This window comes from Streptomyces sp. NPDC127119 (genome assembly GCF_042677425.1).
Taxonomy (GTDB): Bacteria; Actinomycetota; Actinomycetes; order Streptomycetales; family Streptomycetaceae; genus Streptomyces.
Genome location: NZ_JBHXTO010000118.1, coordinates 1 through 22,765, shown reverse-complemented (window position 1 = coordinate 22,765; position 22,765 = coordinate 1). Strand labels below are relative to the sequence as shown.

15 protein-coding genes are annotated in these 22,765 nt (G+C 71.5%); 7 read left to right on the top strand and 8 right to left on the bottom strand.

Annotated elements, in window-relative coordinates; all coding sequences use genetic code 11:
- Position 1: 1 nt before the first annotated feature.
- The 3 genes from ACFVH5_RS33905 to rpsO form a co-directional block, all read right to left on the bottom strand.
- The gene (locus ACFVH5_RS33905; protein ID WP_385837512.1) at positions 2 to 1,381 is read right to left on the bottom strand and encodes a M16 family metallopeptidase; all 1,380 of its coding nucleotides are present in this window, start codon (positions 1,379 to 1,381) and stop codon (positions 2 to 4) included.
- The gene (locus ACFVH5_RS33900; RefSeq protein WP_384814902.1) at positions 1,378 to 3,597 is read right to left on the bottom strand and encodes a polyribonucleotide nucleotidyltransferase; all 2,220 of its coding nucleotides are present in this window, start codon (positions 3,595 to 3,597) and stop codon (positions 1,378 to 1,380) included. The genes ACFVH5_RS33905 and ACFVH5_RS33900 overlap by 4 nt, the downstream gene beginning before the upstream one ends.
- 388 nt (positions 3,598 to 3,985) lie before the next feature.
- The gene (gene rpsO, locus ACFVH5_RS33895) at positions 3,986 to 4,276 is read right to left on the bottom strand and encodes a 30S ribosomal protein S15 (RefSeq protein ID WP_107021727.1); all 291 of its coding nucleotides are present in this window, start codon (positions 4,274 to 4,276) and stop codon (positions 3,986 to 3,988) included.
- A 276-nt stretch (positions 4,277 to 4,552) separates the two neighbouring features.
- Between rpsO and ACFVH5_RS33890 the strand changes: the two genes are divergently transcribed.
- From ACFVH5_RS33890 to ACFVH5_RS33860, 7 genes are all read left to right on the top strand, one after another.
- Complete coding sequence (locus ACFVH5_RS33890; protein WP_385837511.1) at positions 4,553 to 4,843, top strand: DUF397 domain-containing protein; 291 nt, start codon at positions 4,553 to 4,555, stop codon at positions 4,841 to 4,843.
- 385 nt (positions 4,844 to 5,228) lie between these two features.
- Positions 5,229 to 9,194: an SCO5717 family growth-regulating ATPase gene (locus ACFVH5_RS33885; protein ID WP_385837510.1), complete on the top strand. Its 3,966-nt coding sequence runs from the start codon at positions 5,229 to 5,231 to the stop codon at positions 9,192 to 9,194.
- A gap of 368 nt (positions 9,195 to 9,562) precedes the next feature.
- Complete coding sequence (locus ACFVH5_RS33880; protein ID WP_385837509.1) at positions 9,563 to 11,503, top strand: ABC transporter substrate-binding protein; 1,941 nt, start codon at positions 9,563 to 9,565, stop codon at positions 11,501 to 11,503.
- Positions 11,504 to 11,589: 86 nt separating this feature from the next.
- Positions 11,590 to 12,657 carry an ABC transporter permease gene (locus ACFVH5_RS33875; RefSeq protein ID WP_385837508.1) on the top strand — a complete coding sequence of 356 codons (1,068 nt, stop codon included), beginning with the start codon at positions 11,590 to 11,592 and terminating at the stop codon, positions 12,655 to 12,657.
- Between the two features lie 23 nt (positions 12,658 to 12,680).
- Positions 12,681 to 13,640, top strand: coding sequence for an ABC transporter permease (locus tag ACFVH5_RS33870; protein ID WP_385837518.1), 960 nt, complete (start codon positions 12,681 to 12,683; stop codon positions 13,638 to 13,640).
- Positions 13,637 to 14,671: an ABC transporter ATP-binding protein gene (locus ACFVH5_RS33865; RefSeq protein ID WP_385837507.1), complete on the top strand. Its 1,035-nt coding sequence runs from the start codon at positions 13,637 to 13,639 to the stop codon at positions 14,669 to 14,671. The genes ACFVH5_RS33870 and ACFVH5_RS33865 overlap by 4 nt, the downstream gene beginning before the upstream one ends.
- Positions 14,668 to 15,687, top strand: a complete 1,020-nt coding sequence (locus tag ACFVH5_RS33860; RefSeq protein ID WP_385837506.1) for an ABC transporter ATP-binding protein — start codon at positions 14,668 to 14,670, stop codon at positions 15,685 to 15,687. The genes ACFVH5_RS33865 and ACFVH5_RS33860 overlap by 4 nt, the downstream gene beginning before the upstream one ends.
- A gap of 57 nt (positions 15,688 to 15,744) precedes the next feature.
- Here ACFVH5_RS33860 and ACFVH5_RS33855 read toward each other — a convergent pair whose 3' ends face one another.
- From ACFVH5_RS33855 to ACFVH5_RS33835, 5 genes are all read right to left on the bottom strand, one after another.
- Positions 15,745 to 16,698: a bifunctional riboflavin kinase/FAD synthetase gene (locus ACFVH5_RS33855; protein WP_384814914.1), complete on the bottom strand. Its 954-nt coding sequence runs from the start codon at positions 16,696 to 16,698 to the stop codon at positions 15,745 to 15,747.
- A gap of 147 nt (positions 16,699 to 16,845) precedes the next feature.
- Positions 16,846 to 20,526, bottom strand: coding sequence for a trypsin-like peptidase domain-containing protein (locus tag ACFVH5_RS33850; protein WP_385837505.1), 3,681 nt, complete (start codon positions 20,524 to 20,526; stop codon positions 16,846 to 16,848).
- A gap of 323 nt (positions 20,527 to 20,849) precedes the next feature.
- A complete protein-coding gene (gene truB / locus ACFVH5_RS33845) occupies positions 20,850 to 21,755 on the bottom strand; it encodes a tRNA pseudouridine(55) synthase TruB (protein ID WP_385837504.1) in 906 nt (301 codons plus the stop codon).
- The gene (gene rbfA, locus ACFVH5_RS33840; RefSeq protein ID WP_385837503.1) at positions 21,752 to 22,243 is read right to left on the bottom strand and encodes a 30S ribosome-binding factor RbfA; all 492 of its coding nucleotides are present in this window, start codon (positions 22,241 to 22,243) and stop codon (positions 21,752 to 21,754) included. Before rbfA ends, truB begins: the two co-directional genes overlap by 4 nt.
- 58 nt (positions 22,244 to 22,301) lie before the next feature.
- Entirely contained in the window at positions 22,302 to 22,598 is a 297-nt protein-coding gene (locus tag ACFVH5_RS33835) for a DUF503 domain-containing protein (RefSeq protein WP_107021736.1), read from the bottom strand.
- Between the last annotated feature and the right edge of the window lie 167 nt (positions 22,599 to 22,765).

The following is a 22,765-nucleotide window of genomic DNA, read 5'->3' as shown; positions in this document are numbered from 1 at the left end:
TCTACGCGACGGCGTCGTGCAGACGGGACGCCTGCTTGTCCTTCAGCGGGCCGATGACCGACAGCGAGGGCCGCTGTCCCAGGATCTCGGCGGCGACCTCCCGGACGTCGTCCGGGGTGACCGACGCGATCCGGGTCAGCATGTCGTCGACGGACATCTGCTCGCCCCAGCACAGCTCGCTCTTGCCGATACGGTTCATCAGCGCGCCCGTGTCCTCCAGGCCGAGGACCGTGGAGCCGCGGAGCTGGCCGATGGCCCGGCCGATCTCGTCGTCGGACAGGCCGTGCTCGGCGACCTGGCCGAGTTCGTCGCGGCAGATCTTGAGCACGTCGTGGACCTGGCTCGGACGGCAGCCCGCGTACACGCCGAAGAGGCCGCAGTCGGCGAAGCCCGAGGTGTACGAGTACACGCTGTACGCCAGGCCGCGCTTCTCCCGGACCTCCTGGAAGAGGCGGGAGGACATCCCGCCGCCCAGTGCGGTGTTCAGGACGCCGAGCGCCCAGCGGCGCTCGTCGGTGCGGGCCAGGCCCGGCATGCCGAGCACGATGTGGGCCTGCTCGGTCTTGCGGCCGAGGAGCTCGACGCGTCCGGCGGTGCGGATGGTGCGGGCGCCGTCGCGCGGGGCGATCGGGGTGGCGGCCTGCTGCTTGAGCGCGCCCGCCTTCTCGAAGGCGGCACGGACCTGGCGTACGACCTTGTTGTGGTCGACGTTGCCGGCGGCCGCGACCACGAGGTGGGTCGGGTCGTAGTGCTTCTTGTAGAAGCGCCGGATGCGGTCCGCGGTGAGGGCGTTGACCGTGTCGACCGTGCCGAGGACCGGACGGCCGAGCGGGGTGTCGCCGAGCATGGTGTGCGCGAACAGGTCGTGCACGCAGTCGCCCGGGTCGTCCTCGGTCATCGCGATCTCTTCGAGGATCGCGCCGCGTTCGACGTTCACGTCGTCCTCGCGGATCAGCGAGCCGGTGAGCATGTCGCAGACCACGTCGATGGCGAGCGGCAGATCGGTGTCGAGCACGCGTGCGTAGTAGCACGTGTACTCCTTCGCCGTGAACGCGTTCATCTCGCCGCCGACCGCGTCGATCGCGGAGGAGATGTCGAGGGCGCTGCGCTTGTTCGTGCCCTTGAACAGGAGGTGTTCGAGATAGTGCGTGGCGCCGTTCAGGGCCGGCGTCTCGTCGCGCGAGCCGACGTGCGCCCAGATGCCGAAGGTGGCGGAGCGCACGGAGGGCAGGGTCTCGGTGACGACGCGCAGGCCCCCGGGAAGGGTGGTCTTGCGGACCGTACCGATGCCGTTCTCGCCCTTGATCAGGGTTTGGGTACGGGCGACGGCCCGCGCCTCCGTGTTGGTGCGGGCCGTCGCCGTAGAGCTGCTCGACGTCACTTGTCGGTGTCGTCCTTCTTCTCATCGTCGTCGCCTTCGCCCTCGATCACGGGGATCAGGGAGAGCTTGCCTCGGGAGTCGATCTCGGCGATCTCGACCTGGACCTTGGAGCCCACGCCGACGACGTCCTCGACGTTCTCCACGCGCTTGCCACCGGCGAGCTTGCGGATCTGCGAGATGTGCAGCAGTCCGTCCTTGCCCGGGAGCAGGGACACGAACGCACCGAAGGTCGTCGTCTTCACGACGGTGCCCAGGTAGCGCTCGCCGACCTCCGGCATGGTCGGGTTGGCGATCGAGTTGATCGTGGCGCGCGCGGCCTCGGCCTGCGAGCCCTGCTGGGCACCGATGTAGATGGTGCCGTCGTCCTCGATCGTGATGTCGGCGCCGGTGTCCTCCTGGATCTGGTTGATCATCTTGCCCTTCGGGCCGATGACCTCACCGATCTTGTCCACGGGGATCTTGACCGTGATGATCCGCGGGGCGTTCGGGGACATCTCGTCCGGCGTGTCGATCGCTTCCATCATCACGTCGAGGATGTGGAGGCGGGCGTCACGGGCCTGCTTGAGGGCCGCGGCCAGTACGGAGGCCGGGATGCCGTCCAGCTTGGTGTCCAGCTGGAGGGCGGTCACGAACTCCTTGGTGCCGGCGACCTTGAAGTCCATGTCGCCGAAGGCGTCCTCCGCACCGAGGATGTCGGTGAGGGCGACGTAGTGCGTCTCGCCGTTGATCTCCTGGGAGATCAGACCCATGGCGATACCGGCGACGGGGGCCTTGAGGGGCACACCGGCGTTCAGCAGGGACATGGTGGAGGCGCAGACCGAGCCCATGGACGTCGAGCCGTTGGAGCCGAGGGCCTCGGACACCTGACGGATCGCGTAGGGGAACTCCTCGCGCGTCGGCAGGACCGGCACGATGGCGCGCTCGGCGAGCGCTCCGTGGCCGATCTCGCGGCGCTTCGGGGAGCCGACGCGGCCGGTCTCGCCGACCGAGTACGGCGGGAAGTTGTAGTTGTGCATGTACCGCTTGCGGGTCACCGGGGAAAGGGTGTCCAGCTGCTGCTCCATCCGGAGCATGTTCAGAGTGGTGACGCCCAGGATCTGGGTCTCGCCACGCTCGAACAGGGCGGAACCGTGCACGCGCGGGATCGCCTCGACCTCGGCGGCGAGCGTACGGATGTCCGTGACGCCGCGGCCGTCGATGCGGACCTTGTCCTTGATGACGCGCTCACGCATCAGGGACTTGGTCAGCGAGCGGTACGCGCCGGAGATCTCCTTCTCGCGACCCTCGAACTGCGGGAGCAGCTTCTCGGCGGCGATCTCCTTGACGCGGTCCAGCTCGGCCTCGCGCTCCTGCTTGCCCGCGATGGTGAGCGCCTGGGACAGCTCGCTCTTGACCGCGGAGGTCAGGGCCTCCAGGACGTCGTCCTGGTAGTCCAGGAAGACCGGGAACTCGCCGGTCGGCTTGGCGGCCTTCGCGGCGAGGTCGGCCTGGGCCTTGCAGAGCACCTTGATGAAGGGCTTCGCGGCGTCCAGACCGGCGGCGACGACCTCCTCGGTGGGCGCCTCGGCGCCGCCCGCGACGAGCGTGATCGTCTTCTCGGTGGCCTCGGCCTCGACCATCATGATCGCGACGTCGCCGTCCTCCAGGACGCGACCGGCGACGACCATGTCGAAGACTGCGTCCTCGAGCTCGGTGTGCGTCGGGAACGCGACCCACTGGCCGTTGATCAGCGCGACGCGGACGCCGCCGATCGGGCCGGAGAAGGGCAGACCGGCCAGCTGCGTGGACGCGGAGGCGGCGTTGATCGCCACGACGTCGTACAGGTGGTCGGGGTTGAGCGCCATGATCGTGGCGACGACCTGGATCTCGTTGCGCAGGCCCTTCTTGAAGGACGGGCGCAGCGGGCGGTCGATGAGGCGGCAGGTGAGGATCGCGTCCTCGGAGGGCCGGCCCTCGCGGCGGAAGAAGCTGCCGGGGATCTTGCCGGCCGCGTACATCCGCTCCTCGACGTCCACCGTGAGGGGGAAGAAGTCGAGGTTGTCCTTGGGCTTCTTGGAAGCGGTGGTGGCCGACAGCACCATGGTGTCGTCGTCCAGGTACGCCACGGCGGAGCCGGCGGCCTGCTTGGCCAGGCGGCCCGTCTCGAAGCGGATGGTGCGGGTGCCGAAGGTTCCGTTGTCGATAACGGCCTCGGCGTAGTGGGTCTCGTTCTCCACTAGCGTTTTCTCCGATACTTTTCGTCTTTCGTCCCGGCCTGCCCGTGTGGCAGGGGGACGCTTCTGCGGAGAAGCGCGCCTTCTTGTGCGGGCCGGTCTTCGATCGAAGCTCCCGGGGTCGCATTCTCCCGGGGGCCACTACCGAGGACCGGCGGCGGCGAGGTGCGCTTTTCCTCGTGTCCTACGTGTGGTGCCTGTCGTACGTGTGGTGTGTCCCGTACGTGTCGTGCGGCGCGGCGGCCGTCCGTCGCTGTGCGCTGTGACGGTGCCACGCTGTGTCCCGCGTATTGCGTTGTGCTACCACACTACAAAGGTGTGGTGACACTCCGCACGTACAGCAAAGGGAGCGGCCCCCTTCTTGCGTGGGAACCGCTCCCTTCACGACGTCTTACTTGGCGCCGCCGGCCGCACCGCGGCGGATGCCCAGGCGGTCGACCAGCGCACGGAAGCGCTGGATGTCCTTCTTCGCCAGGTACTGCAGCAGGCGACGGCGCTGACCGACGAGGATCAGCAGACCACGACGGGAGTGGTGGTCGTGCTTGTGGGTCTTGAGGTGCTCGGTCAGGTCCGAGATACGGCGCGAGAGCATCGCGACCTGGACCTCGGGAGAGCCGGTGTCGCCCTCCTTCTGACCGAACTCCGTGATGAGCTGCTTCTTCGTAGCGGCGTCGAGCGGCACGCGTACTCCTCGTAGTCTGTGTCGATGCCCACCGAGTGCCCCTGGTCCACTTCTCAGGGGAGCTTCCGTGACTCGGGAGGCGGGATCCGTTGAGCGCGTCCTCCGGAGCCCTGAAAGGGGCTGCCCGGGGGTGCGTACACATACGGCCGTAACACAGCGTACCAGGGGGTGGGAGCCGCTCCGACCGGGGTTCTCGGAGTCCGGGGAGGCCGGGGCGGGTCCCAGTAGGGTGACGCGACAGGTCGGGTTCGTTCGTCTGGAAGGGGTCGCTTCGCCATGGCCGAGGCAGAGGACAAGGACGTCAAGGCGCGCAAGGAGCGGGAGAAGGACGAGCTCTACGCCCTCGACATCTCGGGGGTCGAATGGCAGAGCGCACCCGGTACCGAGGAGCACGAGGAGCGGGTCGAGATCGCGTATCTCCCCGAGGGCGCGGTGGCCATGCGGTCGTCGCTCGACCCGGACACGGTCCTGCGGTACACGGAGGCCGAGTGGCGGGCCTTCGTGCTCGGCGCCCGTGACGGTGAGTTCGATCTGGAGCCGGCGCCGCAGGACGGCTCGGCCGAGTAGTACGGCGGCCGGACCACGCGGTGGCGAACCGCACAGCGGCGGAGGCACGCATCGGCGGGGGCGCACAGCAGCGGAGAAGAAGGACCGGTGGCACGGATGCCGCCGGTCCTTCTCGCTTTAACGCTCTTTGTCCACTTTGCCTTCCGTACAAGGCCGTTCGTACGCCACTTCTGGGCAGGCTGTGACGTAGTGGGCGGCACCGGAGGGGTGGACGGGCCTGCCGTGGGGGTGGTTGTGGTGATTACCCTGGGGTGGGCGCGGCAGTAGTACCCGAGGACGGGACCGCCGCTTCACAGGGGGATCCGGGGCGCATCGAAAGGCCCCGGACGACGAGAACGGTCGCCGCAGCTCGGCATGAGGGTGCTCGACCACACCAGGAGGAATTGTGAACAGCGATCGGGACGGGATCCGCGGGGGCTGGGCCACACCCGGCGATGACCAGTCCGACGCGGAGTCCGCCGTCGAGACGACGGGCGAGTTCACCATCGACTACGCCCCTCCTGCCTGGTACACGCAGAACGCGTCAGGCAGTTCCGACGGAGCTTCTCCGGCCTCGCCGGAGGCGGACACGACGGACGAGCCGGACGCTCCGGATGCCCCGGATGCGTCGAACGAGCCGAGCGAGCCGGACCGGGCCGGGGAGGAGCGGACGGACGCGAAGGCGGAGTGGGACGCGGGCGGCCCGATCGACACGGCGCCAGCGGCCAGGCAGGCTCCGGTCGCGCCGTCGTTCGGCCCTCGGCTTCCGGGCGTGCCCGCGTTCGCCTCCGGGACTCCTTACAACAAGCCGGTCGCACCTCCCGTCGCTCCGGTCGCTCCGGCCCGGGGGCCTGCCGGCGTTCCGAACCTGCCGAACTTCCAGGCCCCGGGACAAGGGACAGCGCAGGGACAGGGAACAGCTCAGGGACAGGGCCAGGGACAAAGCCAGGGGCAAGGTCAGGGCCAGGGCCGGCAGTCGTGGTCTCCGCCGACTGCGGCGGTTCCTCCGGTTGCCGCTCCTCAGGCCGCGCCGGCTCCCGGCAAGGCCCAGGGCGACAACGCCGGCAGCGGTGACAGGGGCGACATCGAGAGCGGCGCCACGCTGCGGATCTCCCCCGGCGCCGTGAAGCGGGAGGCCGCGGAGCGGGCCGCGGCCGGTTCCCCGGCCGAGGGCGGACGCGTACCCGACGGCGAGGCGACTCCCGAGCCCAAGGCGGAGCCCAAGGCCGAGGCCGCCGGTCCGGACGAGGTGGCCGACGTCCCGAAGAGCACCGACGGGGAGGTCGTCCAGGTCGCGTTCGGGAATGGGGCCGAGGACGACGACCAGGTGGACGACGGGGCCGAGGAGCCGCCTTCGGCGGACAAGGAGAGGGACGGGAACGAAGACGGGAACGAGGACGGCGGCAAGGATGAGGTGCGGGAGGACGAGCCCTCAGCTCCGGCCCCGACTCCGGCCCCTGTCTCGGCTCCGGCTCCGGTCTCAGCCCCGGCCCCGGCCCCGGCCGCACAGACGTCCACGGAGAACGACGAGCCGCGACCGGTTGACCCCCTCGCACAGAACTCCGGCCCCGTCGATGACTCCGCGCCCGTGACGGGTGAGGCCGAGCGCCCTGGTGCCGAGCCCCAGGACGCCGTCGCGGAGCCGGCCCCGAACGCGGCCGATGTCGTGAAGGACGTGCCTCCCGCGTGGACCCCGCCGCCGCTGCCGCAGGGCGGACTGCCGCCGCTGCCGCCGTCGTACCAGCCGGCCGCGCCCGCCACCGCCGGACAGTGGCCCACGTCGACGGAGGGTGAGGACGGACAGCCGCAGGCGAGTGCTCCGGCTCAGCCGTCCGCGCCGCCGCAGGGACAGCCGTTCCAGCCGCAGGCGCCGCAGCCCTCCCCGCCGGCCTGGCCTGTCACACCCGCTGCGCCCGCCGCCCCTGGTGCGCCCGCTGCCGCCGGTACGCCTGTCCCCGGTGTTCCGGCGTCGCCGGGTCAGCCCGGTGGTTACGGATTCCCGCAGTTCAGCGCTCCGGGTACGACTCCGGGGGCGCAGGACAGCGTTCCCGGTACGCCCCCGGCGGCCCAGGCACCCCCAGGCTTCCCGCAGCCGCAGCAGCCGCAACAACCTCAGCAGCCCCAGCCCGGGGCCTCGACCGCGCCTCCGGTCCAGGCTCCTGTGCCGGGTTCCGCGCCGGTCGCGGGTCCGGGACCGCAGGGCGGTTACGGCTTCCCGCAGCCCGGACCCGTCGCCGCGCAGCCCCCCGTCGCCCCAGCCGCCCCCGCACCTCAGGACGGTTACGGTCTCCAGCAGCCGGCGCCGCCCGTGCCGCCCGCGGAGGACCTGCGCGGCGCTCTGGAGGAGGCTCGGCGTGCGCGCCGGGCGGCCGCCGCTCAGGCCCAGCCGCCCGTCCAGCAGGGCCAGCCCGACCCGGCTGCCGCGAACCCGCCCGCGCAGGCCCCCGCTTACGGGTTCCCGCAGCCGGGCGCTCCGGTACAGCCCGGCGCTCCGGTTCAGCCGGGCACCCCCGCGGCGAACACGCCCAACACCCCCGGCCCCCAGCCCGGTTACGGCTTCCCGCAGCCGGGCGTCTCCGACTCGCCCGCCCAGCAAGGGGGTTACGGGTTCCCGCAGCCGCAGGCTCCGCAGGTCCCGCAGGCCCCGGCTCCCCAGCAGCCCGCCGCGCAGCCGTTCCCCCAGCAGGGCCAGCCCTATCAGCAGCCGCAGCCCCAGGCGCAGCAGCAGCCGCAGGCACAACCGCCCCAGGCCCAGGCCCAGCCGGAACAGCAGGCCCCCGTCGATCCTCGTACCGGGACCGCCTGGCCGCAGCCCGTGCAGCACGATCAGCGGGAGCGCACCAACCCGGGGGCGCCGCTCGGCTACACGGCGGCCGTGGAGCTGTCGTCCGACCGGCTGCTCAACAACAAGAAGCAGAAGGCGAAGAGCGGGCGGCCCACCGCCGGGTCCTCCCGGTTCAAGCTCGGCGGGAAGAAGGAGGAGGTCGAGCGGCAGCGCAAGCTCGACCTGATCCGGACGCCGGTGCTGTCGTGCTACCGCATCGCCGTCATCAGCCTCAAGGGCGGCGTGGGCAAGACGACCACGACCACCGCCCTCGGCGCCACGCTCGCCACCGAGCGGCAGGACAAGATCCTCGCGATCGACGCCAACCCGGACGCCGGTACGCTCGGCCGCCGGGTGCGCCGGGAGACCGGGGCCACCATCCGTGACCTCGTCCAGGCGATCCCGTACCTCAACTCGTACATGGACATCAGGCGGTTCACCTCGCAGGCCCCCTCGGGGCTGGAGATCATCGCCAACGACGTCGACCCGGCCGTGTCGACGACGTTCAACGACGAGGACTACCGGCGCGCGATCGACGTGCTCGGCAGGCAGTACCCGATCATCCTCACTGACTCCGGTACGGGTCTGCTGTACAGCGCCATGCGTGGCGTGCTCGACCTCGCCGACCAGCTCATCATCATCTCGACGCCGTCCGTGGACGGTGCCAGCAGCGCCAGTACGACGCTGGACTGGCTCTCGGCGCACGGGTACGCGGATCTGGTGTCGCGGTCCCTCACCGTCATCTCCGGGGTGCGCGAGACCGGCAAGATGATCAAGGTGGACGACATCGTCAGCCACTTCGAGACGCGCTGCCGGGGCGTGATCGTCGTGCCGTTCGACGAGCATCTGGCGGCGGGTGCCGAGGTCAACCTCGACATGATGCGGCCGAAGGTGCGCGAGGCGTACTTCAACCTCTCGGCGCTGGTCGCGGAGGACATCGCGCGCCACCAGCAGTCGCAGGGCCTGTGGACGTCGGACGGCAACCCGCCGCCGGTCGCGGCCCCGCCGATGCCCGGTCAGCCGATGCCCGGACAGCCCCTTCCTGGGCAACCTGTACCCGGCCAGCCCGTACCCGGCCAGCCGTATCCGGGCCAGCCTGGACCGGGCCAGCATCCCGGGCCGTACCCGCAGCAGGGCCCGCCCGCGCAACCGGCTCAGCCCTACCAGCAGCCGCAGCCCCAGCCCGGACAGCAGCAGCCGCACCCCGGCCAGCCCTATCCGCCGCACGGGGCCGCGCTTCCGCAGGCAGCCCCTCCGCAGCAGCCCGGTCCGGCGGGATATCCCGTTCCCCAGAGCTGGCAGCCCCAGCCCGGACAGCAGCCGGGCGCGCCCTTCCAGCAGAATCCGGCCGCGCCGGCGCCCGGCCAGCCCTTCAACCCGAACGCGCCCGCTCCCGCTCCCGGGCAGCCGTTCCAGCCGGGTGCGCCTTACCAGCCGCAGTCGCAGCCCCAGCCCTCGCAGGCCGAGCACGGCGGCCAGGACCCCCAGGGCCAGAGTCAGGGTCAGGGCCAACCCCAGACCCCTCCGCCCTCGCCGCCCCAGCAGTAACCGCTCGCACGGCTCACCCGTACGGTCTAATCCTCGGCCGTCGATGCAGCCTCAGGGCCCGCTCCGTACATCTACGGCGCGGGCCCTCCGCGTACCCCGGGACGCTCTTCGCGCGGCCGGTGCCGAAACGCCGTCGTACCAGCCGTGTTCCGTACCGCCAGCCTCCTACCAGGCACCCTTCACCGGTCTGGACCAATGACCGTGAAATCCGGGTCAACTCGTTATTTCCGCAGGCCACACGGGGTTCACGGGCCGTTGACGCATGCCGACCAGCGCTGATAGACACGCACATCGACCCGGCCGCGGTCACCGGATCGGCAGGGCAACAGCCCATCTCCGTGCGAGTGATGACGTGAGGTCAGCGAGCCATGGACACATACGACCAGTTCGGTGCGGGGCGCTCCGCTGTCAGGCCGGTACGGAATCTGCGGGTTCGTCGTGGCTGGGCGGGCCCACGCGGTGGAGCCGCACATGTCACAGCCCCGCGCCCCTTCGGGGGCGCTGTCGTGCGGCTCTTGGCGACCGCCGCAGCTGCCGCGCTCACCCTCACCGTCGGTCAGATGACCCCGCTCGGCCCGGCTCCCCAGCAGGCCGAGGCGAAGGACGGCAAGCAGGTCCTCACGGTGGCCGTGGCGCAGAGTGTCGACTCGCTCAGTCCGTTCCTGGCGTCGCGGCTGGTCAGTACGAGCATCCACCGGCTCACGTACGAGTACCTGACCAACTACGACCCGAAGGACAACCACGCGATCCCGGGTCTGGCCACCAGGTGGGAGCCCTCGGCCGACAAGCTCACCTGGACCTACACAATCCGCGACAACTCGAAGTGGTCGGACGGGAAGCAGGCCACCGCCGAGGACGCGGCGTGGACGTTCAACACGATGATGACCGACGAGGGCGCGGCCGCCGCGAACGGCAGTTTCGTCGCGAACTTCAAGAAGGTCACCGCCCCGAGCCCCACGAAACTGGTCATCGAGCTGAAGAAGCCGCAGGCCACGATGGCCGCGCTGGACGTGCCGATCGTCCCGAAGCACGTCTGGGAGAAGGTCGACGACTTCTCCAAGTTCAACAACGACAAGAAGTTCCCGATCGTCGGCAACGGCCCGTTCGTCCTGACGGCCTACAAGGCCGACAGCTACGTACGGCTGAAGCCCAACAAGTCGTTCTGGCGCGGGGCTCCGAAGTTCGACGAGCTGGTCTTCAAGTACTACAAGGACGGGGACGCGGCGGTCGCGGCGCTGCAGAAGGGCGAGGTGTCGTTCGTGTCCGGGCTGACGCCCGCGCAGGCAGCGGCGCTGAAGACCCAGCAGAACGTCACGGTCAACGACGCGCCGGGCCGCCGGTTCTACGCGCTCGCCACCAACCCGGGCGCGCAGGCCAAGGACGGCAAGAAGTTCGGTGACGGGCACGAGTCGCTGAAGAACCAGAAGGTCCGGCAGGCACTGTTCGCGGCCGTGGACCGCAAGACCGTCATCGACAAGGTCTTCCAGGGCCACGCGGTCGAGGGCGAGGGCTACATCCCGCCGCGCTTCTCGTCGTACTTCTGGAAACCGGCGGGCGGCCAGCAGATCTCGTACGACCCTGCCGAGGCCGCGCGGCTTCTCGACGAGGCGGGCTACAAGAAGAACGGTGACGGCAAGCGCGTCGGAAAGAACGGCAAGCCGATCACCTACCGCGTCCTGTGCCATGCCACGGACCCGCAGGACAAGGCGGTCGGGAAGTATCTGCAGGAGTGGTGGGGCAAGCTCGGCATCGGCGTCTCGCTCGACTGCCTCGACAACGTGACCGACCCCTGGCTCGCGGGCGAGTACGACCTCGCCTTCGACGGCTGGTCCGTCAACCCCGACCCCGACTTCGTCCTGTCCATCCACACCTGTGCGGCGCTCCCGGCGACGCCCAAGGACATCGGCGCGACCGACAACTTCATCTGCGACAAGAAGTACGACGAGCTGTACGACCAGCAGCTCGCCGAGTACGACGCCACCAAGAGGGCGGAAATCGTCAAGCGGATGGAGTCGCGGCTGTACGACACCGGGTACATGAACGTCATGGCGTACCCGAACGCGGTCGAGGCCTACCGCACGGACCAGATCGCGTCGATCACGAAGATGCCCGAGGCCGCGGGCAACATCTACGGCCAGGACGGCTACTGGAGCTGGTGGTCGGCGACTCCGGCCGCCGCCAGCGAGTCCTCCGACGACTCCAGCCAGACAGGCGTCATCATCGGCATCGTCGGGGGCGTCGTGATCCTCGCGGGTCTCGGGGCGTTCTTCGCGCTGCGCCGCCGCGCGACCGCCGAGGACCGCGAATAGTCCCCCGGACTCCTGGTCCCCCGGCCCCGACGAGGCAGGACAGCACGGCAGGACAACCGGGAGTGGCCCAACAGTGAAGGCCGTTCATGACCGCTGAAGCGACACCCTCGCTGGTGGGGAAGACCGGTGGCCCGGCCGAGGGCGGGCCACCGGCGGCCCGCGGACCACGGGTACGCGGCACCGCGTATCCGCGGTACGTGGCCGGCAAGCTGGGCGGCGCGGCCGTCTCCCTGCTCGCCGTCCTCGTCACCAGCTTCTTCCTCTTCCGGCTGATCCCCGGCGACCCGGTGAAGTTCATGACGGGCGGGCGCCAGGTGTCGGCCGAGCAACTGGCCTCCTATCGAAGGGAGTTCGGGCTCGATCTGCCGTTGTGGCAGCAGTTCACGGACTACTGCGGCAAGGCGCTCACCGGTGATCTCGGCACCTCGTACCAGTTCCGGGCGCCGGTCATGGACAAGATCAGCGAGGCCCTGCCGAACACGCTGCTGCTCACGGGAACGTCCTTCGTCCTCTACACGGCGATCGGCGTCCTCCTCGGCACCCGGGCCGCGTGGCGCAACGGCGGCCTCGGCGACCGTCTGAACACCGGCCTCGCGCTGACCCTCTACTCGATCCCGTCGTTCTGGCTGGGCCTGCTGCTGATCATCGTCTTCTCGGTCGGGGCCGGACCGATCCCGGGCCTCTTCCCGACGGGCGGCATGGAGTCCGGCGGCGAGGAGGGCTTCGGTTACGTCCTCGACGTCGCCCACCATCTGGTCCTTCCCGTGGTGACGCTGGTCGCGGTCGAGTACGGGCAGACGCTGCTGGTCACGCGCTCGGCGCTGCTCGACGAGATGGGCAGCGACTATCTGACGACCGCGCGGGCCAAGGGCCTGCGGGACGATCTCGTCCGCCGCCGCCACGCGGTGCCGAACGCGCTGCTGCCGACGATGACGCTGGTCTTCATCAACCTCGGCCGGACCGTCGCCGGTGTGATCCTCGTCGAGACGGTCTTCTCCTGGCCCGGTCTCGGCGGGCTCTTCTACCAGGCGCTGAGCGTGCCCGATCTGCCGCTGGTGCAGGGGCTGTTCTTCGTCTTCGCCGCCGCGGTGATCGTGATGAACACGCTCGCCGACCTGATCTATCCGCTGCTCGACCCGAGGGTGGGCCGATGACGACGACGGACCCGGACGAACCGATGCCGGCCCCGGACGAACCGGTGACGGCCCGGGACGAGCCGCCGACGGCCTCGCCGGCCCCCGCGAAGGCCGGTCCCCGCGCCCTCGCCCGGCAGCGGCGGCGCGCCTCCGCCGTCCGCTTCTGGCAGCGGTACCGCACCCACCGCTCCGGTCTCTTCGGGCTGGCCGCGCTCGCGCTCTTCGCCCTGGTCGCGCTGACCGCGCCGCTGACCGTCGGCTCCGACGTGCAGAGCGTGACGGGCGCGCCGGGGCGGCCCATGGAGAGCCCGAGCCTCGAATTCCCGCTGGGCACCGACCAGTTCGGGCGCAGCCTGCTCGGCCTGGTGGTGTGGGGCTCGCGGGTGTCCCTGCTCGTGGGCCTGCTCGCGGCCGTCCTCTCCGTCGCGATCGGCGCGCTCATCGGCATCACCGCAGGTCACTTCCGCGGCTGGTTCGCGACGGTGATGATGCGGATCACGGACTGGTTCCTGGTCATGCCGACGCTGGTGCTCGCGATCGCGCTCGCGACCGTGATGTCCCGCTCGCTCGGCACGATCATCCTGGCGATCGGTGTCACGACCTGGCCGACGACGGCCCGGCTGGTGCGTGCGCAGACCCTCGCCGTCGAGTCGCGGCCGTACATCGAACGCGCGAAGGCCCTGGGCGGCGGCCACTGGCATGTCATGTCCCGGCACGTACTGCCCAATGTCATGCCGCTGGTGCTCGCGCAGACGACCCTGATCATCTCCTCCGCGATCCTCGCCGAGGCGACGCTCGCCTTCCTCGGTCTCGGCGATCCGACGGTGGTCTCGTGGGGCGGTCTGCTCCAGGACGCGCGCGAGGCGGGCGCGGTGAGCGCCGGGAAGTGGTGGTACCTCGTGCCGCCGGGCATCGCGATCGCCGTCGTGGCCCTCGCGTTCACGCTGTGCGGGCGTGCCGTGGAATCCGTCCTCAATCCCAAGCTGGGGGTGGCCCGTTGAGCACACCGACCACGCAACCCCTGTTGGACGTACGGAACCTGGAGGTGACGTACGCCGGAGGGGTGGCCGCCGTGCGCGGGGTGGACCTCACCGTGGACGCCGGGCAGAAGGTCGGCATCGCGGGCGAGTCCGGCTGCGGCAAGTCCACGCTGGCGCTCGCGCTGCTGCGGCTGCTGCCCGCCGGGGCCCGGGTGAGCGGGGAGATCCTCCTCGACGGCGAGGACGTACTGACCATGAAGTGGGGGCGGGTACGGGCGGTCCGCTGGGCCGGTGCGTCGATCGTCTTCCAGGGCGCGATGCACTCGCTCAACGCCGTGCACCGCGTCGGGGACCAGATCGCCGAGCCGATCCTGCTGCACCGGAAGGCCACCGCGTCGGGCGCCCGGAAGCGGACCGGCGAGTTGCTGGAGCAGGTGGGCCTTCCGGCGGTACGGGCGTCCGCGTACCCGCACGAGCTGTCCGGCGGTCAGCGCCAGCGCGTGATGATCGCGATGGCGCTGGCCTGCGATCCCCGGCTGGTCGTCGCCGACGAGCCGACGACCGCGCTCGACGTGATGATCCAGGCGCAGATCCTGCGGCTCATCCAGCAGCTCGTCTCCGAGCAGGAGCTGGGCCTCGTCATGATCAGCCACGACCTCGCGGTCCTGTCGGACACCTGCGACCGGCTCGCGGTGATGTACGCGGGCCGGGTCGTCGAGGAGGGGCCCGCCCGCCAGGTGTACGAGGACGCCCGGCATCCGTACGGGCAGGCGCTCTCGGCCGCCTTTCCGCGGATCGGGGACGCCGGGTCGCGGTTCGCGCCGCGCGGGCTGCCCGGTGATCCGCCCGATCCGGCCGCGCTGCCGTCCGGCTGCGCGTTCCACCCCCGGTGCGCGGTCGCACTGGACTCGTGCGCCTCGCAGGACCAGCTCCTGCGCCCGGCCGCCCCGGACCGCCGGGCGGCGTGCGTGCACGTGGGCCCGGCGGATACGGCGGATACGGCCGGCCCCACGGGGTCGGCCGTGGCGGAAGACGCGAGGAGCACCCCATGACGACGACGCCCCAACCGGTACCCGCCGCGCCCCCGGCCTCCTCCGCCCCTCTCCTGAGCGCCGAGGGCCTTGAAGTCAGCTTTCCCGCGCGGCGCGGCGATTCCGCGCGGGCCCGTGCCGTCGACGGGGTGGATCTCGACATCAGGCCCGGTGAGATCGTCGCGCTCGTCGGGGAGTCGGGCTGCGGCAAGACGACGCTGGCGCGCTCGCTCCTCGGGCTCGTCCCGCCGACAGCGGGCCGGGTCACCTTCGCGGGCCGACCGCTCGACTACTCCTCGCGGGCCCTCAAGGCGTACCGCAAGCGGGTCCAGCTGGTCCTCCAGGACCCGAGCGGCTCGCTCAACCCCCGGCACACGGTGTACGACGCGGTGGCGGAGGGGCTGCGCATCCACGCGTACGCGGACGACGAACGCGAGGCGGTCTCGACGGCCCTCGCGCGGGCCGGACTTCGGCCGCCCGAGCGGTTCTTCCTGCGCTATCCGCACGAGCTGTCCGGCGGTCAGCGCCAGCGGGTCGTCATCGCGGGCGCGCTCGTCCTGGAGCCCGAACTCATCGTCGCGGACGAGCCGGTGGCGTCCCTGGACGCGTCGGTACGCGGCGAGATCCTGGCCCTGCTGCTGCGCCTGCGCGCCGAACTCGGCCTGTCCGCCCTGGTGGTGACCCACGACCTCGGACTCGCGTGGAACATCGCGGACCGGGTCGCGGTGATGTACCTGGGCCGGATCATCGAGACGGGTGCGGTGGAGGATGTCCTGAGGGCCCCTCAGCATCCGTACACACAGGCGCTGTTGTCCGTCCTGCCCGAGGCCCCCGGCGCCCCGATCGTCCTGACCGGCGAACCCCCGGACCCGTCCCGCATCCCCAAGGGCTGCCGCTTCCACGCCCGCTGCCACATCCTGGCGACGGGCGAGGCGGAGCAAGCGGGCGTGGCAACCGCCTGCCGCACGGCAGATCTACCGATACTGAACGGCAGCGGCGCTTCCCAGGTGGCCTGCCACTGGGCCGCGGCCCTTTAGGGGCGCGGGGAACGGCGCGACCAGCCACGACGGACGGCCAGCCGGACAACCGACCGATCAAACCCCGTCGTACTCCGCGACAAGCTCCCGAGACCGCTTCACGTCGTCAGAGATCGCTTCCAGCAACCCCTCGATGGAATCGAACTTCGCCATCCCCCGCACGAACGCCAAGAAGTCGACGGCGACATGCAACCCGTACAGATCGAGCCCCACACGATCGATGGCGTACGCCTCGACCGTCCGCTCGGTCCCGTCGAACTGCGGATTCGTCCCGACGGAGATCGCCGCCGGCATCGCCTCGCCCTGCGCGTGCAGCCACCCCGCGTACACCCCGTCCGCGGGGATCGCGGTGTGCGGGAGCGTCTCCACGTTGGCGGTGGGGAAGCCCAGTTCACGGCCGCGCTGGGCGCCCCGGACGACGACGCCCTCGACACGGTGCGGCCGGCCGAGGATCTCGCGCGCCCCCTCGACCTCGCCCTCGGCGACCAGCCGCCGGGTGAGGGTCGACGAGAACGGCTCCCCGCCCCCCGCCTCACCGGTCACGTACAGATCCACCACGTCGACCTCGAAGTCGTACGTCTTGCCCTGCTCGGCGAGGAAGGCGACATTGCCGGCGGCCTTGTGACCGAAGCGGAAGTTGGGGCCCTCGACAACTGCTTTGGCGTGCAGCTTGTCGACGAGGACCTTCACCACGAACTCGGCGGGCGACAGCTTCGAGAACTCGGTCGTGAAGGGCAGGATGAGCAGCGCGTCCACACCCAGTTCGGCCATCAGCTCGGCCCGGCGGTGGTGTGGCGCGAGCAGGGGCGGATGGCTGCCGGGACGGACGACCTCGCTCGGGTGCGGGTCGAACGTGACCACGACGGACGGAACGCCCAGTTCACGCGCCCGCTCGACGGCATGGCTGATGATCAGCTGGTGTCCGCGGTGGACTCCGTCGTACGAGCCGATGGTGACGATGCTGCGCCCCCAGTCCTGGGGGATGTCCTCCAAGCCACGCCAGCGCTGCACTGTGACCGCTCCTCGTCGAACCTGTGTCCGTGTCTGCCTCATACGCAGCTCTAAGGGTGCCATGCCGCGCCCTGTGGACCCGCATCGGCATGGGCCCTGTGACCGGTGGCACGTGACAGCGGGGGTGGCGGGACGGACAGCGGGGGGTCACACCGGCACCCGTACCCCCGCGAGGTTCTCGATCATGCGGCCCGTGCTCGGTCCGACCACGGTGGACCACTCCTCGGGCGCGACGGCCAGCCAGCGGCACACGAGCGCGGCGAAGCCGGGGACCCGGCGGCCGAGATCGACGAGGGCGCGGTCGAACAGGGTGGCACCGGCCGGGGTGCGTACGAGCAGGACGCCCACGGTGTGGACGAGCGCGCGGGTGTGTTCCCCGTCGCCCGGGGCCGCTCCCTGCACGCCGGCCCGTACCAGCGCGTCCAGCACCACCGGATCGTGTTCGCGGGTCAGCAGGAGGTCCAGGAACTCGCGCCGCAGCGGACGGGACGCGGGCGTGCCGGGCGCCGCGAACACCTCGGCGAGCGCGGCCCGCAACGGCGGCCTGCCCCCGTCGAGCAGCCCGGCGACGAGGGGATACAGGACCGCGCCGGCATCGGGACCCCGCTCCAGCCGCCGGTCGACGTGCGCCGCCACCTGCGCGGCCGTCTCCGGACGCCGTTCCGCGACCTCGCGCACGAGGGCTGCCACGCGGCGGGCGAGCGCCGGTGTCGTGACCTCGGCGAGCGTACGCAGGTCCGTGCCGTCGTCCGGTTCGCGCAGGCGGTCGTGGAACGCGGCGAGCACCGGGGCGGGGTGTGTGGTCAGCGCGGCGGCCAGCGCGGTCGCGGGCAGCCGCGGGTCGCGGGCCCGGAAGCGGGCGAGGGCCTGCGGCAGATGGCGGGCCCTGGTGTGCGGATCGCGGACCAGCAGGGCCAGGGCGTCGCCGTGCAGCGTGCAGTCGCCGGGGCGGGCCAGCAGCGCGAGCGCGGTCCGGCGCAGCAACTCCCGGTCGGCCTCGGTGCGTACGTGCGCGGCGGTCCGCAGCGCGTAGGCCGCCGCCGCGGCCCGCCGGGCCGGGCGGACGTCGTGCACCCAGCGGTCGACCGCTCGGCAGAGCGCGGACGGCTCCTCCTCGGCGAGCACGTCCAGCAGTTCGTCCGCGCGCGCGTGCCCGCTGTCGACCAGGGCCTCGGTCAGGGCGTCCGGGGCGCGATGCCGGTGGGTGTGCAGCAGGACCTGTGCGGCGGTCGCCACGGTGGCGTCGGGGGTCGCGGGGAGCGGGCGGTCGTCGTCGAACCAGTGGGTGAGGTGCGGCTGCACCCCGGCCGGGTCGGCGACGAGGAGGTCGGACACGGCGTCCAGGTAGCGCGGTTCGATGGCGGGCGGCGCCCCGTCCGCGACGACGAGCCGCCGCAGCAGATCGAAGCGGTGCGCCCGCGGCAGGGGCAGCCCGCGCCAGAACCCGGGCCCGAACTCCTCGGGCACGGCCCGTCCTTCGGCCCGCCATCTGACCACGTGCTCGGCGAGGTGCCGCAGCACTCCGAGATACGGGGTCGCGTCGGGCACCCGGAGCAGTACGCCTCGGAGCAGCCGGGTCGCCCACCAGAGGTCGACGGCCGCATCGGCGTCCGCATCACCGTCCCCGTGGTCGAGTGCGTCGTCGAGCACGTCGTCGAGTGTGCGGAGCAGTTCGCGCAGGCGGAGGGTGAGGTGATCGTCTCCTTGTTGACGCGGCACGAGGAGGAGGGCCTGGAGCACGGGGGCGAGGCGGTGGCGCGGGATGCCGAAGGTCTCGGGGCCGCTCGGATCGCCGATGGACCCGCTCGGGTCGCGCTCGGAGCCGCGGCGGGGCGCCAGGGCCCCGAACACCACGTCCAGGTCGAGGTGCATGCCCTGGATCCAGTCGGCGAACTCCTCGTGCGCGAAGCGGTAGCCGTCCCCGGCCGGTACGAGCAGGCCCTCGGTGAGCACGGCGGAGGCCCAGCCGGTGCAGCCGCCGAGCCGCCGGTCGGGCACGGGACCCCACGGGAACAGGGTCTCGAACGCCGCCCGGTCCAGCTCCCCCTCCCCCGGGCCCAGACAACGCCGTGCCGCCACGTGCACCTGCCCGGAGACGCGGGCCGCGAGGCGCCGCACCGCCGTCCCGCGCAGCCCGTTGGCCGCCGCGAGCCGCACGGCCACGCGCAGACACATCAGATCGAGGTACGCGGCGAAGACCTCGTCCCGCTTCGCCTTCCCGGGCGGGGCTCCGGACAGCGCGGCACGGATCTCCGACAGCAGCCGCAGCGTCAGCGGATGCCGTGCGTCGGCCCCGTCCAGGGCCCCCTCCGGAATCCCGTACCGTTCGCGGGCCTCGCGGGCCTCGTCCTCCTCCAGGTCCCCGAGCCGGACGCAGGCGGGCAGTTCCGCGGACGCCTCGCCGCCGCTCCACCGGGGCCCGTACAGCAGCTCGGGCGGGAACCAGGACCCCGCCCACTCCCAGTACTCGTCCCGGCAGGCCACCACGAGCCGCACTCCCTGTTCCCGCAGCCAGCCGGCGGTGGCGGCGGCCCACTCCGGCAGCCGGTGGGCGAGGCCCGGCGGCATCTCCTCGGGGCTATCGAGAAGGAGCAGCAGGGGCCGTCCGGCGTCCCCGGCGAGGCGGGCCAGCCGCTCGGGCCGGATGTCTCCGAGTCCGCCCCGCCCGCCTCCGGGCCCGTCCCCCGTGTCCCCGTCCGTGGGCTCCGGCCGGGAGCCGAGGGGCGAGGTCACGATCCGTCCCGCGCGCTCCAGCGTCCGCCGGGCCGCGTCGGCCACCGACGTGTCGGTGTCCCGCAGATCGGCTCCGCGCAGCCACAGGGTCGGAGCCGGTTCCGCGCCCTGGTTGCGCCGGGCGGCCAGGCCCGCCAGCTCCGTCGTACGCCCGCTGCCCGGAGCACCGACCAGCGCGAGAACACCGGACGAGCCGTACCCGTGGTGGGGGTCGTACGAGCCGAGGGGCGGCTGCCAGGGGCCTTCGGTGAAAGCGGTGAACTCCCTTACCACCGAGACCCGTTCGACGGACGGGCCCCCGCCGGAGCCCGCCGGGGACTCGGCGGTGGCCGTCAGTTCCAGGACACCCGCCAGGTTGAGGTCGTCCCCGTGGGCGGGCACCGTCGCGGCGTTACGGGCCAGCAGTTCGGCGAGCGGGCCGGCGGCGGGTGTGCCGCCCGTGGACAGCGGTACGGCGAAGCCGCCGACCCGTCGGTCGGAGTGGAGTGCCGTGCCCAGGACGGCGACCACCGCGCCGGTGGCCGCGTCGACCACCGGTCCGCCGGCCGCCCCGCCGCCGAGCCGCAGCGCGTCGCTGCCGGCCGTACCGATCGCCAGTTCCAGCGCGGGATCGAGGAGGTGAGAGCGGTCGGTCGCCGTGTAGGTCACGGCGGACGAGCCCAGTACGCGGGCCTCCCGCCAGCCGCCCGCGGCGATCCGGACGTACGTGCCGGTCTCCACGCAGTCCCGGACGGTGATCGGGAGTGGGGCGAGGCCGCCCAGTCCGTCGCAGTGGACGAGGGCGAGGCCGAGGGCCGGGAGAGCGGTGACCGCGTCGGCCGGGACCAGGCAGGTGCGGTCTCCGGCGGGCGCGTACAGGACGAGACGGGAGAGGCCGTCCACCGCCTCGTGACTGGTGACGACCGTGCCGTGGTGGTCCGCGACGAAGCCGGTACCGCGCGGCCGTCCGGCCAGATCCCGGATCCGCACCAGGGACCGGTCCGCCGCCGCACCGGAGCGGACAGCGGGCTGCCCGGTCCTGTCGGGCGCTGAGCGGGCGACGCCCCGGTGGATTCCGCCATCCGCCTCAGCCGTCACCGAGGTCTCCCGGGTCATGCTCGAACCTCCCCGCCGCGCGCGCCGTACCGTGCTTTCGACGCTTCGATTTTCGACGGTAGGCGCGCGATGATCGGCCGCGACAGATCCCGAGCCGAACAAGCCCCCTTCCGCTCCCCCGCTTCACTCCGAGCGCCTGGCCGGACGGGTGAATGAAAGGGGGTGGATGGATACACCCTTGGGTGGGGGGAACCGAGGGGGGACAGTGGAGCGGCGCCCACAGGACACCCCGTGAACGCCGCTCCACGACGAAGAAGAGAAAAGAAAGAACACGAACGACGCGAAGACCGCGACGTGCCGGAAGAACCTGAAGCGCGGAACGGTCAGACGAAGACCGCGAGGCTCTTGGCCTTGCCCTTCTGCTCCTCCACCAGCGCCAGGAACCGTCCCTCGGGATCGAACACCCCGACGGCCCCGGCCCCGGTGTACTCCTCGGGCATCTCCAGCCGCACGCCGTTCGTCAGCAGCTGCGCGCGCTTGGTGTCCACGTCCCAGCGGGGGAACGCGGTCGCGGCGGCCTCCGCCACCGGCATCACGGTCAGCTCCTCCTGGAGCTGGTCGAGCGTCCGCGCGGTGTCGAGCTTGTACGGGCCCACCCGCGTGCGCCGCAGTGCCGTCAGATGACCGCCGACACCCAGGTCCGCGCCCAGGTCACGGGCGAGCGCACGGATGTACGTACCGGACGAGCACACCACCGAGACGACCAGGTCCAGGACGGGTGTGCCGTCCTCGGCCACGGCGCCGCGGACGTCGTACACGGCGAAGGACGAGATCCGCACCGGGCGGGCCGGGATCTCGAAGTCCTCGCCCTCGCGCGCCCGCTTGTACGAGCGCACTCCGTTGATCTTGATGGCGCTGACCTTGGACGGCACCTGCATGATGTCGCCGCTGAGCTTGGCGATCCCGGCGTCGATGGCGTCCCGGGTCACCTGGGAGGCGTCGGCCGACGAGGTGAGGTCGCCCTCGGCGTCGTCGGTCAGGGTGTTCTGCCCGAGCCGGATGGTGCCGAGGTACTCCTTCTCGGTCAGCGCGAGGTGCCCGAGGAGCTTGGTCGCCTTCTCGACACCGAGGACGAGCACGCCCGTCGCCATGGGGTCGAGGGTGCCGGCGTGACCGACACGGCGGGTCCTGGCGATCCCGCGCATCTTGGCGACCACGTCGTGCGAAGTGAAGCCCGACGGCTTGTCGACGATGACAAGGCCGTCGGGCGTCTGCTGCTTCTGCGTCATTTGGCGGCGTCGCCGCCCGTCTCGTCGCCGTCGGACGCGTCGTCGGACTCGTCCTCGTCGTCGTCCTCGTCCGGCTTCTTGTACGGGTCGGCGTCACCGGCGAAGGTGGCACCGGCCGAGACCTCGCGCACCTCGGCGTCCTTGGCCCGCGCCTTGTCGAGGAGGTCCTCGATGGTCTTCGCGGTGTCCGGCAGGGCGTCCGCGACGAAGGTGAGCGTGGGAGTGAACTTCACGCCCGCCGCCTGGCCGACCGCCGAGCGGAGCACGCCCTTGGCGCTCTCCAGGCCCGCTGCGGCTTCCGCGCGCTGCTCGTCGTCCCCGTACACCGTGTAGAAGACGGTCGCCTCACGGAGGTCCCCGGTGACCCTGGTGTCCGTGATGGTCACATGCGAACCGAGCCGCGGGTCCTTGATCCCACGCTGCAGCTTCTTGGCAACCACCTCTCGGATGAGGTCCGCCAGCCTCTTCGCCCGCGCGTTGTCGGCCACTGGTCCGTCTCCCTCTTATCTGCTGATCCGTGTACGGGCGATCCTTGTCGCCGCACGCTCATTCGTCGTCTTCCCCGTGCAGCCGCCGTCGCACCGACAGCAGCTCCACCTCGGGGCGCGCCGCGACCAGGCGCTCGCACCGGTCGAGTACGTCGGTCAGGTGACCGGTGTCCCCGGAGACCACCGCGAGTCCGATGACGGCCCTGCGGTGGAGGTCCATGTGCTCCACCTCCGCCGCGCTCACCGCGTGCTTGCGGATGAGTTCGGCCACGATCGGGCGGACGACGGAGCGTTTCTCCTTCAGCGACCGTACGTCGCCGAGGAGGAGATCGAAGGACAGAGTCCCCACGTACATGTGTGTTCCGGATGTCCCGCCGGGTCGGGGTAGGTGGCCCGGCCAGGCTGCTGCCGGGGCGCTTTGAACGGTACCCGAACCTCCGGTACCGCTCGACGGGGTTTCCGCCCCCGCCGCCCCTACCCTTCCCGTCACTGCATGGGGGCTGCGCCCCCTCGCCCCCAGAT

Bases quoted from the DNA above. Each gene is read 5' to 3' on its own strand.
- ACFVH5_RS33890 (WP_385837511.1), top strand. From the start codon at position 4,553: ATGGCCGAGGCAGAGGACAAGGACGTCAAGGCGCGCAAGGAGCGGGAG.
- ACFVH5_RS33880 (WP_385837509.1), top strand. From the start codon at position 9,563: ATGGACACATACGACCAGTTCGGTGCGGGGCGCTCCGCTGTCAGGCCG.
- ACFVH5_RS33875 (WP_385837508.1), top strand. From the start codon at position 11,590: ATGACCGCTGAAGCGACACCCTCGCTGGTGGGGAAGACCGGTGGCCCG.
- ACFVH5_RS33870 (WP_385837518.1), top strand. From the start codon at position 12,681: ATGCCGGCCCCGGACGAACCGGTGACGGCCCGGGACGAGCCGCCGACG.
- ACFVH5_RS33860 (WP_385837506.1), top strand. From the start codon at position 14,668: ATGACGACGACGCCCCAACCGGTACCCGCCGCGCCCCCGGCCTCCTCC.
- ACFVH5_RS33850 (WP_385837505.1), bottom strand. From the start codon at position 20,526: ATGACCCGGGAGACCTCGGTGACGGCTGAGGCGGATGGCGGAATCCAC.
- truB (WP_385837504.1), bottom strand. From the start codon at position 21,755: ATGACGCAGAAGCAGCAGACGCCCGACGGCCTTGTCATCGTCGACAAG.
- ACFVH5_RS33835 (WP_107021736.1), bottom strand. From the start codon at position 22,598: ATGTACGTGGGGACTCTGTCCTTCGATCTCCTCCTCGGCGACGTACGG.